Raw genomic sequence first — 12,011 nt, forward strand, 5'->3', positions numbered from 1 at the left:
GACTACAATAATTTACAGGAAAAGATTCATGCGGTGCGGCAAATCTGCTGGGCTTGGAGAGAAAACAAACTCGTTAAACCTCTAAAAGTAGGAATTGGGATTTGGAGTTTATTATTATAGACATTTATGCGGACATGCTTAATCAGAAGTGCACACGCAGGGAGAAAAAAATGGAAAACGCACTTAGTTCAATAATCGCGAGCATTGATGCACAGAGGGCGCATATCTCTCGAGGAGTGAGATTATTACAAAGAGAGAATTATGGGCAATATTTCACACCTCATATAATCTCATCTTTTATGGCTTCATTTTTTCCTGTTCCGATAGAAAAGCCCAAAAAGCTTCTTGATCCAGGTGCCGGGATTGGAGGGCTTTCATGTGCGTTTGTAATGAATATACTGGAGCGCTCTCCACAATCTTCTATTCAGGTTGATTGTTTCGAAATTGATGATCTGTTGATTCCAACACTATCGGGAAACCTGCACAGCATAAATCTAAGCGCAAAAGTTAATTACTCCATTTTCAATGTTGATTTCGTCAAGTCGGCAGTCAACGAGATACTTTCTTTTGAGAAACCAATATATACACACGCAATACTCAATCCCCCCTATATGAAAATCCATTCGAATTCTGAATATAGTAGACTGATGAGCGCTATTGATATTGAGGTGGTGAATTTATACTCTGCATTTGTATCGCTAAGCGTGGAGTTGGGGTTATGGATAACGGTTATATTGTAGCAATACTGCCCAGGAGTTTTTGCAATGGAGTTTACTACAGACCTTTTCGCAGGCACTTATATGCAAATTCTGTGATCCGCAGGATACATCTTTTTGAATCCCGTAGCAGCATTTTTAAAGATGATAAGGTGTTGCAAGAAAACGTTATAATTATGCTGCAAAAAACACAAAAGACAACCCCGGTGTGCAGCCAGCCCTTTCCCAGCAGGATTTCATAGAAATCAATTGACACTTTAGTTTTGAAAAAAAGAATGGGATTATGAATAAAATGGAGCGAGACAAATGAGTTCACTTGCTGTTCTGGGTTGCATGTGGGGCGACGAGGCAAAGGCAAAAATAGTCGATTTTCTGGGTGCGGACGCCGATGTGGTGGTGCGTTTTCAGGGCGGCGCCAATGCCGGACACACGATCGTGGTCAACGGGATCAAATATGTGTTTCACACCATCCCCTCGGGTATTTTGTATCCGGAGACGAAATGCGTGATCGGTGCCGGAGTGGTGATCGATCCATATTCCCTCAAGGAAGAGATCGAAAGCCTTGAAAAACTGGGGCTTAGTTTCAAAGGCAGGCTCTATATCGATGAGCGTGCCGGATTGGTTTTACCGCTGCACAAAAAGCTGGATAACAAACAAGAAAGCGGGCTCGGAGCCGGAAAGATCGGCACCACGCAGCGCGGAATCGGACCCGCCTATGCGGATCAAACATCGCGAACCGGCTTGAGAATGATCGATCTGGCATATCCTGACTGGTTAAATGACCGTCTGCAAAGCCTTTATGCCTCGCATGAGATCGCGGTCACCACCCCCGAACTTGAAGCCGAGATCGCGGATTTGAACCGGATCTGGGAATATCTGAAAGAATACGTCGCGCCGGTGGATAGTCTCCTGTTGGAATGGTATAAAGACGATAGATACATCTTGTTTGAAGGCGCACAGGGCACGATGTTGGACATCGGTTTCGGCACCTATCCCTATGTGACGTCATCACATACTATCACCGGAGGGATCAGCGTCGGCACCGGAATTCCACCCCGCTGTGTCGATAAGGTGATCGGAGTCTATAAAGCCTATGCCACGCGGGTGGGCGAAGGACCTTTTCCGACCGAGCTCAAAAACGATACCGGACAGCGTATCCGCATCCAGGGCAACGAGTTTGGCTCCACTACCGGCAGAGCCCGAAGAGTAGGCTGGTTCGATAGTGTCGCTGCCCGTTATTCGGCACAAATAAATGGCATCGATAGCATGGCGCTGACCCTTTTGGACGTGCTTTCCGGGCTCGAAGAGATCAAAATCTGCACGGGATACTGGATTCTTGATACCAAGCTGAAACGCTTTCCCATTCATCCGGTGGCACTTTCTTCAGTTCAGACGGAATACCTCAGTCTCAAGGGTTGGGACAAGGACATCACAGATTGCCGCAGCGTGAGACAGCTTCCCAAAGCGGCAAAAGAATATCTGGAAGCGATTCAGGACATCATGGAAGTGCCGATCAAGCTGGTCTCGGTGGGCAGTGATCGCATTCAAACCATTGTAGTGAAATAGATAAGGATTCATTATGAAAAGATTATTGATCCCTTTGATGTTGCTGTTGGGGGTCGGTTTGGTGGCTCAGGCGGCGGATAGTCTGGATTTCCCCATGCCTCAGTTTATCAATCCGTTCTATGACAGTTTCAGCCGCAACTATCTCTCCACCATGGCGATGGGACGCGGAAATACCGGAGTGGCCATGCAAGGCGGAGTGGAAAGCATCCTGCACAACCCCGCTGCCTACAAGCCGGACAAGGTTTCCTTGCATCTGGAAATGTTGATCAAGCCTCCCGTGAACACGGATTCCTATGGTTCTGAAGACCGTTTCACCTCACCCGTGCCCTTCGGAATGCTTGCCATTGGCGGAAAACTGAGCTCCAAGCTAACGGCGGGAATGGTTTACAGCCTGCCGAAGACGATCGTCTATGATGATTTTGACATCCTGATGAACCTGGGTGCCTATTTCCTGCAACGCTACCCCACTTTCAATCTTCATCAGATTACGGCAAATGCGGGTTATCACTTTGAAAACCTGCATCTGGGGGTGAATCTGCACAACCAGCTCTATTATCAGAGCGAAGTTACGATTCTGCGCAGTTTCGAAAGCATCAGCAATACCCGATATATCCTGCGCCCTCAAGCCGGAATCCTCTATAAAACGGACATTGGCAGCCTCGGATTGAGCTATACTCCGGAGCAGAAGATTGATTGGGATCTGAAATTCGTGCAATATGACACCGTGCTGCCAATGAATGTCGGTGCCGGAATCAGCTTAAATAAGAAAAACATGAGGCTGACGGCGGATCTGGAATATGAGAATTTCAGCGCCGTGAGCGATCGCTATAATGACCGTCTCGCGATCAAAATGGGGATTGAAAATGACGTGCGCAAATTCACCTATCGCTATGGCTATATGTATATGCCGGAAGTTTATAGTGGATTTTTCCGCCTGCCGATGAACAATAGTGCCACCCCCGATACGGCAATGTGGTGGGACAACGTGCCTTTGGTCGGAAACATCAAGGCAAACACACAGCACTTTCTCAGCCTTGGTTTCACTTGGCATCATCAGGATGGAACCATCAACGCTGCCGTCTTGCAGGAAATAGCCGGGCGCGCGCCGATGACGCAGATCAATCTCTCGCTTTCTCTCTACCTCAGTTCCTTCCGTCGCAAAGGTTTCCTCTACTTCGAATGACGAAAGTTCAGATCCGCAAGATCGATTCCTATGACCTGCCGGCGCTCGAAGACGCGGTCGCGGAGTTCTTTCGCGGAATCTGTAAGAACAAGCTCAAGCGCAGTAAAAGAGTGCTGCTCAAACCAAATCTACTGGGTGCTTATCATCCCGATCAGGCGGTGACGACACATCCCGCCGTGTTGGAAGCGCTGATCAGATACTTTTTGGCTCATGGCAAAGAAGTATGGGTTGGAGATAGTCCCGGCGGCACCGTCAATGCGGAACAAGTTTGGGAAACATGCAGCTTCAAAGATCTGGCGGAGAGATACCCAATCAAGCTGGTCAATCTTTCCACCGCCGGATTTCGTGAGTTGAACTATCAAGGCATCGACGTGAAGATCTCCGAGGTTTTTTGGCAGTGCGGGATCGTCATCAACGTCGCTAAATATAAGACCCACAGCCTGATGGCATATACAGGAGCGCTGAAAAACCTCTATGGTTTAATCCCCGGCATGGTGAAAAGCGAATATCACAAGCTTTATCCGGATACGAAGAGTTTCGCGAAACTGTTGACGGCGCTCTATGCCCTCACCCGAGATCGCGTCACATATAGTTTTATCGATGGGATCACCGGTATGGACGGTGCAGGACCCTCAGCGGGGCGGGTGCGCAAATTTGGGCTGCTCTTCGGCTCCGAAACTATCAGCGCACTTGACTTTACGGCAGCGACGATGATGGGGTTCAAGATTTCGGACATTCCCTATCTGCACGATGCTTTGCACCTGGACGGCGTGCTGCCCTCGCGCGTTTCCATCCCCACCAGTTTTAGAGGCTACAGCCTTCCGGAAGTCGATATCAAAACCGTCAAGCTGAGCAAGGACATGCTGAAATACGTGCCCGGCTTGCTACGCAAGGTTTTTCAAAAGGCATATTATTATTACCCGGTAATCAGCGACCGCTGCAAGCGGTGCGGCATCTGTGTGAAGAGCTGCCCGGTGCAGGCGATTCACTGGCGGCGGAGCGGTTTTCCGAGAGTGGACAAGGGCGATTGCATCAAATGCATGTGCTGCCATGAACTCTGCCCCCACCGTGCTGTTGATATCTATAAATCTCCAATCGCAAGGATGGTGATGGGATGAGACCACAACAACAAAAGCCGGCGCGCATCTTCCGGCTGCTCTATTATGCCGCGATGATTTTTCTTTTGAGTTGGATCCTGCTTTGGGGTCAAAACAGTTTCCTCAGAACCTGGAACAACGGACGCAAGATGAGTGTGCTGGAAGCTGAGGTGAACACCCTCAAGGCAGTCAACGACAGCCTTGCCGCCGAAAACAATCGGCTCAGAACATCACCCGCCGCCGCGGAAAAGGTGGCGCGCGAGAAGTTTGGGCTGATCAAGGAAGGTGAAAAGGTGTTTCGTTTCCTCCCTGCACCGGATACAGACCCAAACACTGTGAAAAAGGACAAGCAATGACCACTGGGATCGATCCGGAAGAGTTCAGCACTGTGTCGCCGGATCAGCGCAAACGCATCAAGATACTGATCGGCAAACTCTTTGATGCCGGAGATCGTGAACGCGAGCACATTATCGCAAGTCTGGTGGCATACATCTCAGATGCAGGCGCTTCGGCAGTGAACGATCAGGCGGTGCGCGAATATTCCGGGCTCTATATCGACGGGTTGATAGAGATTCTGGCAAGCGTCAAAAGCTCTCACAAATCCCCGCTGATGGACTATCTGAGCCTGCTCAACCACATTCCGATCCTCAGTCCTTCAAGCTGGTATAAATCCCTGCGAAACCATCTTTTTTGCGAGACCGATCACTGTCCCATTATTTTCGAGTTGGTTGACCGCCTGCAATTGTTCTATCTGCTCGCCCGGGCGGGTGATTTTGAGACTGCCGGGAGCGTGATGCAAGAATTGGAACCGCAGATAAATAACGATTGCCTGAAACTTTGGCTGGTCTTCCAACTGGGCAAGGCAAAGGTGCTGGCAAAGACTGAAAACCACAGCGAGCTTATGCGTCTTTGGCTGGAACTGATCTTGTGCGGCTATGCGATGGAAGGCGTCGAAGTAGCGCTCTATCTGATCATCCGCTGGATCGGAATCATCAATTGGCACACGGACGCTCACTTCAAGAAGATGCTGCTATTGAAACTATTAGACGCCTTTGGCAACCACCGAAATCAGAATTCCGCCATGGTGCTCTATCAGCTATTTACTCTCGAAGACAAGCTCGTCAACCCCTCCGAAAAGATGCTATATACAAAACGCCTGATCAAACATCAACCCTTGATGCTGTCCGTTCAGCAGTTGCAGATATTATACTTTTTCGCGGGGAACTACAGCTCCGGCATGCAGTCGCGGTTCAGCGATTCGATCCAGTATTTTCAGTATTCAAACTACTTTCTGCATAAAAGCTGGGATTATCAGCGCAATGCATCCGCCTTCCTACGCGAGAGCCTGACTCCCGAACAATATGTTTGCAGCATCAAGGCTTTGGAGATTAGAACACACGATCTGGCAAATCAGATCAGCATGCAAAACAACGCCTATGTGGAAACCCTGCAAGCGGAATATGCCAAGATCGAAGAGCTCTATCGCCGGGTGGAGCAGCTCTCCGTGACGGACAGCCTCACCGGTCTTCGAAACCGCCGCTATCTGGAATCGAACCTCTATCACATGCTGCTTCTGGCAGCGCGGCACAAAGTTCCTATCTGCTATGCCATGATCGATATCGACCACTTCAAACTGGTCAACGACAACTATGGACATCAGGCAGGGGACTATATCCTCAAAGAACTCGGCAATATCATCCTGAGCCATTTTCGCAAGAGCGACGTCGTGGTGCGTTATGGCGGCGAAGAGTTTCTGGTGATTCTGTTCGATTCCACGCTTGAACGTTGTTTTCCGATGATGGAAGAACTGCGCGGCGAGGTGCAAAACCATCTGTTTATGTATCGCGCGCTGCCGATCTCGATCACGATATCCATCGGCATCGCGTTTGACTACAACAATTGCGCCAGCGAGACGGACATCATTTTTCATATATCACAAGCGGATGCATCGCTCTACAAAGCGAAGAATTCCGGCAGAAACAAGACAGTGGTCGCCGATTGAACAATTTCCGGCTTGACATTATCAGCACACAAAAAAATGTATTTCCCAAAGGAGTTTGCCATGGCAAAAATCATCGTTAAAAACCTTAATAAGTATTATGATAACGGTTTCCACGCCGTCAAGGACGTCTGTTTTGAAGCCGAGGACAAGGAATTCGTCGTATTGGTGGGTCCCTCCGGTTGCGGCAAGACCACCGTTCTGCGCCTCATTGCCGGGCTGGAAGAGATCTCCAGCGGAGAGATCTGGATCGGAGACAACTTGATCAACAACGTTCAACCCAAGGACCGGGACATCGCCATGGTCTTTCAAAACTATGCGCTCTATCCACACATGACGGTCTATGATAACATGGCTTTCGCCCTCAAGCTGAGAAAGGAAACCAAGCTGCAGATCAAGCAGAAGGTGGATCACGCCGCGGCTCTTTTGGGCATTGAATCCATGCTCAAACGCAAGCCTGGACAGCTTTCCGGCGGTCAGCGCCAACGCGTTGCCTTGGGACGTGCCATTGTGCGCAACCCCAAGGTCTTCCTCTTCGACGAGCCGCTTTCCAATCTCGATGCCAAATTGCGCGTTCAGATGCGTGCCGAGATCATCAAGCTGCACCATAAGCTTGCAAATACGATGATCTACGTGACCCACGACCAAGTCGAGGCGATGACCATGGCAGACCGCATCGTGGTGATGAAAGACGGCATCATCCATCAGATAGACACTCCGTTAAATATCTATAACGATCCCGCAAACATCTTCGTTGCCGGTTTCATCGGCAGTCCCGCCATCAATCTGATCAACGGCAAACTCGTCCAAATGGGGGAAAAAGCCTTCTTTGATTGCGGCGATTTCAAGCTGGAGATCACTTCCAAAGAGAAAGAGACCCTCGCAGCCTACCTCGGCAAACCGATCATCTTTGGCATCCGCCCCGAGGATATCTATGACGCTCGCTATGACTCCATGGCAGAATTTACCCAGCAGATAGACACTGTCTGCGACATCGTTGAACCCCTCGGAAACGAATATCACGTGATGCTCAAAACCGCTAACTTCACTCTCACCGCCAGGCTTGATCCCAAAGAACTGCCTCGCATGGGACAAGATCTGAAGGTGAGTCTGGATATGAGCCGAGTCCACTTCTTCGATCCCGAAACCGAGGTCAACCTATACTGATAACCGCCTCATTGGAGGATTCATGCGGCATCTTCTCTGCGTGGCAGCGCTTTGCTGTTTCTGGTTCCCATTAAAGGGGATCGTCGTTGAAGAATCCGCGTCCGCGAACGCTCTGGGAGGGATCACAATGCTCTCCCATTCGGTGAGCGACTATGCCCTTTCGCCGATCATCGGCAGGACGGGTATCTCCTTTTCCTACCACCGTCCCTTTTCCATCGAGGACACCACGGTCTATGGCATCCACAATGCCGTGAACTTTGGCAGCATAGTCGTCTCCACAGGAATGAACTACTTGCAGCACAGCGATATCCGCAGCCAGGACAACTATCTCGGTTTCAGCTTGAATTTGTCCAATTTTGCCCTCGGCTACACCCAACATCTGCACTATGCCAAGATTAGCACCAACGACAGCTATTACGAATGGGACGCGGATGTGGCATTAAGCTTGTGGAAAAAGCAATATGCCACCGAGATCAGATATGTCCGCATGGGCAGCATTGATCCCCAATTGCATCTTGGTGCCAGCACTGAGGTCGCTCCCGGAATCAGCTTTGCCGGCAGCTATGTCTATGCCCCGCACGGCGATAGCAGCTATCGCGCGGCATCTTCATACAAGGTTGCAAACCTCATTACCTTTCAAAGCTCATGGCAGAGCGAACCGCCACGGCTGGGTTTTGGCGTCAAATTTACGCTCGGATATGCAGAGCTCATGTATGCCGTGCGCACGCATCCGGAATTGAACCTTTCACACGGCATTGATCTTGGGCTCCGATGGTAGCTAAAAGCGCGCTCCTGCTGCTGTTGCTCCTGTTTGCAATACCGCTTTGCGCGGTAGAATCAGACCTGATTGAGCTCATAACCGAAGACCTGCAATACGACTCCCTGAGCGATTTCTACAAAGAGCTGAGCGCTTTTATCCGTCCCCTGGCGCTTGAATCCTCTCTCTACCTGAAGGAAGAGGACTCCTATTCTCTGCACAGCGCCATTTATCGCAGCAAGAAAGACTATTTGCTGTTGAATACCATATTCAACTATGAGGACGGCAGCACCCACGCCAATTTCACCATCAATCTGAGCGGCAAAGACCTTGTTCGACAAGTGAGCCTGGGAAATTACCGCCTCCGTTTTGGCAGAGGGATCGTCTTCGGATACGGGAAAAGAGGCATGCCTTCATCCATTTATGAGCTGGAAAAGCCACCCCGCGCGGACGTCTATTCTCCCTTTGGCGCGGCGGCTAAGCTTGGCTGGAAAGAGCTTTCCCTGCTTGGTTTCGGATCAGCTCAATCCCGCAAGGCAAGGTTGAGCGGAGAGGATATCCTCAGCCTGCCCACCAAAAAAACTGAGGAACTGGGCAGCACCCTGGAAAGCCTTTACGGAGCGACTCTTGGCTATGAGGGAGCAAGCTTTTCTTTGGCGGGTATGGCATACCACCAAAGCTATGACCGCGAGTTTTCCGATGACGCCAAAGAAACCGCGCTAAATGCTTTCAGCCTCTACGCGGCGCTGAGCATAAAGCGCCACAAGATAGACGTGGAAAGCGCCTGGCAGAATGGAAAGAACAACTCACGAGTCGTCTGGGAAATGACCTATGGCAGCTTCAAACAGAGTTTCGGCTATGCCCAAAACCCCTCAAACCAATATACTGCCTATGCCATTAGCCCGGCTGTTCTCAGCAAGCGTTTGTCCGCCGAGGAATTGAGCTGGGACGCCCAAATCCCTATGTTGGAAAACATCGTTTTGCTCACCCGATTGAGTATCAACCACGTTTCCGATCTGGATGAGAATTATCTGTCGCGTCAGATGGCGGCGCTCGAATACAAAGAAAGCGGCAGCAGAGTGAGATTATCGCTGTTTCGCTTTGACCGCGAGATTCTCTATGAGATCGACGATTCCTACCAAAGCACAATCCCGCAAAACTATCGCGCCCAGATAGTTATCACACAAAAGCTGTTTCCGGTGCTCACCTGGTCTGCCCAATTCCGCTATCATTTTGAGCAGAAACGCGATTATGATAAGAACTCCTTCTTTGCCGAAAACGCGCTCGCATACGCATATGGAAAGCTGAAAACAGAGATATCTTGGCAACGCTGGCACAGCCTGCACGAATTTGTCATACCCGATAGCCAGGAGCCGGATGCTTATGCTTTGACCTCTGGTGAGGACAGCACGTTATCTCTCAGCGGAGAATACACTTACAAAGGCATGCGCTTTGGCAGCGCCTACCGGCAGTCCTTGCTGATTTCCGGTAATTATCAGCTTTTAGTCAGGCTGGGAGCAAGTTTTTAAGCCGGTGATACGATGAATAGGGTGGGGAATTCCGATTCCCCACAATTCGGCTTCCCCATACGACATTGAATACTTAACGAGACACTAACAGTGCATACAGGCTGATTTTCACACTACAATCAGCACCATACAAGGAGAAGCCCATGTCCAAATGGTTCTATTCAAGAAACGGCAAAGACCTCGGTCCCGTGTCCGATGCCAGGCTTGTCAACGCGGTTTTTATCGGGGAATTGGATATCGATTCCTCCGTATTATCTGCCAAGACCGGGCTTTGGCTCAAAATCAGAGACATTCCCGAGATCATGGAGATCATCCACAAACCCTTGCCCAAGCCCATCTTCAGCGATGTGATTGCCGGGGAATTCGCCGAATTTGCCCACGCGGACATCCCCATCGATAGCACTCAGCCGATCTTTTACAACCTGCCGCCAAAAAAGCTCATGTTGATGCAGCTCATCACCTTCGGGCTATTTCAGTTTTACTGGTTCTACAAGCAATGGAACTATTTGGCGTCCCACTCCAAAACCCGCACGGGATCATATTTCCGCGCTCTGACCCGCTATGTCTTCTTTGCCTATGAGATATTTCACCAGATCAGTATCCACCGCGAGATGATGAAAGTGAAACGCGCACCCTGGAATCCGATGCACCTTACGCTGCTGTGGTATATGGTCATTCCTGGACTGATGATCAATCCTTTTGGCAGAATCCCGTTCATTTCCGCCACCATGAATTTCCTGCTCGTGTTCATGCTCACCTCATGGGTGCTCATACCAGTGCAGCGCTATATCAACGACGTCAACGAGATCCTCAAACGACCCGTTTCCAAACCGAGCTTTGGCTTCTATTTTACTGCCGTGGTTTCCATTGGATTTATCCTGGGTTATCTGCGGCTGCTGATCAAAACCTACTTTGTATGATGGTATAAAATGAATAACTTCAAGCTGAAAGCCGACACTGTTTTCGTTCCTGCCATAAACGGAGAGTGCGTGATTCGATTGGCGGAGCCAGGGGATCGCAAGGACCTGATCTCCATTTCCCGAACGATCTGGGAGGGGCATGATTACCTGCCGCAGATCATGGACAAGTGGATTTCCGAGCCATATTTTATCGTTTGTGAGTTTCGCGGCAGAGTGATCGCCTGTTTGAAACTGAGTTTATTACCGGATAATGTGCTGTGGTTTGAGGGTTTGCGCGTGCACGGGCGTTTTCAAGGCAAGGGCATCGCCACTCTGATGAACCGTTTTGCGATGGGCATCGCAGTTGAATTGAAAAAGCTGAATCCCCCTCTGAGCTTCGAATTCTGCACCTATTACAAAAACGCCGAGAGCCTGCATCTCACCCAAAAAGTGGGCTTCGAAGTAGTTCAAAACTGTTATCAACTCGACAAACGCGGCGTGCGGGACACGAAAAAACCGAAGATATTGAAAGACTATGACATGAGCATCTTTTCCGCCCTGGGGGATTTCATCCCTCTCGGGTGGCAGGCTCTGCACAATGCTCCCGCTTCATTGGCTTTCATCAGGAAACACGCAGTCGTATTTCAAACTCCCCAAAGCATTTATCTCCTTGGCGGAGTTATCGATAAACACATCACTTTTTTGACCCCACCACCAGCCGACCTAAAACCTGAATTGGCATTTTACCAGCACTTCCATGGCAGCAGGCGCAAGTATGGCATAGTCCTGTCCCCGCGATTTGTCTCTTCGCTGCCTCTGCTGAGCAAACACGGCTTCAACTTTTGGGATGAGGAAAAAGAACCCGTGGCAAACATGTATGTGCTGAAGATGGCGGAGGATCGGATCAGTGCTTTGGATCAGTAAATCCTTTTTATGATACTATTTCACCAACAACATCTTATACTAATTCGCTTGCATAAATCCAAATTATGATTATAGTATCTCCAGAACAACAATAGCTGGAGGTACAGATGAACCGTATCCATGTTAACGACACATTGCCTGCTGAAGAGCTAAGGCATAGAATGCTTGCCAGTA

At 49.7% G+C, this 12,011-nt stretch carries 11 protein-coding genes; all 11 read left to right on the top strand.

Annotation, left to right across the window (positions count from 1 at the left end; translation table 11 throughout):
* The first annotated feature begins 170 nt into the window (after positions 1-170).
* On the top strand, positions 171-740 hold the full coding sequence (locus tag Q8M98_03615; protein MDP3113844.1) for a hypothetical protein: 570 nt from the start codon (positions 171-173) through the stop codon (positions 738-740).
* Between the two features lie 282 nt (positions 741-1,022).
* Positions 1,023-2,282 (top strand): adenylosuccinate synthase, encoded by a 1,260-nt coding sequence (locus Q8M98_03620; GenBank protein ID MDP3113845.1) that lies wholly within the window; start codon positions 1,023-1,025, stop codon positions 2,280-2,282.
* A 13-nt stretch (positions 2,283-2,295) separates the two neighbouring features.
* Entirely contained in the window at positions 2,296-3,465 is a 1,170-nt protein-coding gene (locus Q8M98_03625) for a hypothetical protein (protein MDP3113846.1), read from the top strand.
* A complete protein-coding gene (locus Q8M98_03630) occupies positions 3,462-4,583 on the top strand; it encodes a DUF362 domain-containing protein (GenBank protein MDP3113847.1) in 1,122 nt (373 codons plus the stop codon). The genes Q8M98_03625 and Q8M98_03630 overlap by 4 nt, the downstream gene beginning before the upstream one ends.
* Positions 4,580-4,918 carry a septum formation initiator family protein gene (locus Q8M98_03635; GenBank protein ID MDP3113848.1) on the top strand — a complete coding sequence of 113 codons (339 nt, stop codon included), beginning with the start codon at positions 4,580-4,582 and terminating at the stop codon, positions 4,916-4,918. The genes Q8M98_03630 and Q8M98_03635 overlap by 4 nt, the downstream gene beginning before the upstream one ends.
* Positions 4,915-6,564, top strand: a complete 1,650-nt coding sequence (locus Q8M98_03640; protein ID MDP3113849.1) for a GGDEF domain-containing protein — start codon at positions 4,915-4,917, stop codon at positions 6,562-6,564. Before Q8M98_03635 ends, Q8M98_03640 begins: the two co-directional genes overlap by 4 nt.
* Positions 6,565-6,624: 60 nt before the next feature.
* Complete coding sequence (gene ugpC, locus Q8M98_03645; GenBank protein ID MDP3113850.1) at positions 6,625-7,728, top strand: sn-glycerol-3-phosphate ABC transporter ATP-binding protein UgpC; 1,104 nt, start codon at positions 6,625-6,627, stop codon at positions 7,726-7,728.
* Between the two features lie 22 nt (positions 7,729-7,750).
* Positions 7,751-8,506 carry a hypothetical protein gene (locus Q8M98_03650; protein ID MDP3113851.1) on the top strand — a complete coding sequence of 252 codons (756 nt, stop codon included), beginning with the start codon at positions 7,751-7,753 and terminating at the stop codon, positions 8,504-8,506.
* Entirely contained in the window at positions 8,500-10,014 is a 1,515-nt protein-coding gene (locus Q8M98_03655) for a hypothetical protein (GenBank protein MDP3113852.1), read from the top strand. Before Q8M98_03650 ends, Q8M98_03655 begins: the two co-directional genes overlap by 7 nt.
* A 143-nt stretch (positions 10,015-10,157) precedes the next feature.
* On the top strand, positions 10,158-10,934 hold the full coding sequence (locus Q8M98_03660; GenBank protein MDP3113853.1) for a DUF4339 domain-containing protein: 777 nt from the start codon (positions 10,158-10,160) through the stop codon (positions 10,932-10,934).
* Between the two features lie 9 nt (positions 10,935-10,943).
* Positions 10,944-11,837, top strand: coding sequence for a GNAT family N-acetyltransferase (locus Q8M98_03665; protein MDP3113854.1), 894 nt, complete (start codon positions 10,944-10,946; stop codon positions 11,835-11,837).
* The last annotated feature ends 174 nt before the right edge of the window (positions 11,838-12,011 follow it).

This window comes from Candidatus Cloacimonadaceae bacterium, from assembly GCA_030693415.1.
In the GTDB taxonomy this organism is placed as follows: Bacteria; Cloacimonadota; Cloacimonadia; order Cloacimonadales; family Cloacimonadaceae; genus JAUYAR01.

Excerpts from the sequence above, each read along its gene's own strand:
- Q8M98_03625 (MDP3113846.1), top strand. The coding sequence starts at position 2,296 with ATGAAAAGATTATTGATCCCTTTGATGTTGCTGTTGGGGGTCGGTTTG.
- Q8M98_03630 (MDP3113847.1), top strand. The coding sequence starts at position 3,462 with ATGACGAAAGTTCAGATCCGCAAGATCGATTCCTATGACCTGCCGGCG.
- Q8M98_03655 (MDP3113852.1), top strand. The coding sequence starts at position 8,500 with ATGGTAGCTAAAAGCGCGCTCCTGCTGCTGTTGCTCCTGTTTGCAATA.
- Q8M98_03660 (MDP3113853.1), top strand. The coding sequence starts at position 10,158 with ATGTCCAAATGGTTCTATTCAAGAAACGGCAAAGACCTCGGTCCCGTG.
- Q8M98_03620 (MDP3113845.1), top strand. The coding sequence starts at position 1,023 with ATGAGTTCACTTGCTGTTCTGGGTTGCATGTGGGGCGACGAGGCAAAG.
- ugpC (MDP3113850.1), top strand. The coding sequence starts at position 6,625 with ATGGCAAAAATCATCGTTAAAAACCTTAATAAGTATTATGATAACGGT.
- Q8M98_03650 (MDP3113851.1), top strand. The coding sequence starts at position 7,751 with ATGCGGCATCTTCTCTGCGTGGCAGCGCTTTGCTGTTTCTGGTTCCCA.
- Q8M98_03640 (MDP3113849.1), top strand. The coding sequence starts at position 4,915 with ATGACCACTGGGATCGATCCGGAAGAGTTCAGCACTGTGTCGCCGGAT.
- Q8M98_03615 (MDP3113844.1), top strand. The coding sequence starts at position 171 with ATGGAAAACGCACTTAGTTCAATAATCGCGAGCATTGATGCACAGAGG.
- Q8M98_03665 (MDP3113854.1), top strand. The coding sequence starts at position 10,944 with ATGAATAACTTCAAGCTGAAAGCCGACACTGTTTTCGTTCCTGCCATA.
- Q8M98_03635 (MDP3113848.1), top strand. The coding sequence starts at position 4,580 with ATGAGACCACAACAACAAAAGCCGGCGCGCATCTTCCGGCTGCTCTAT.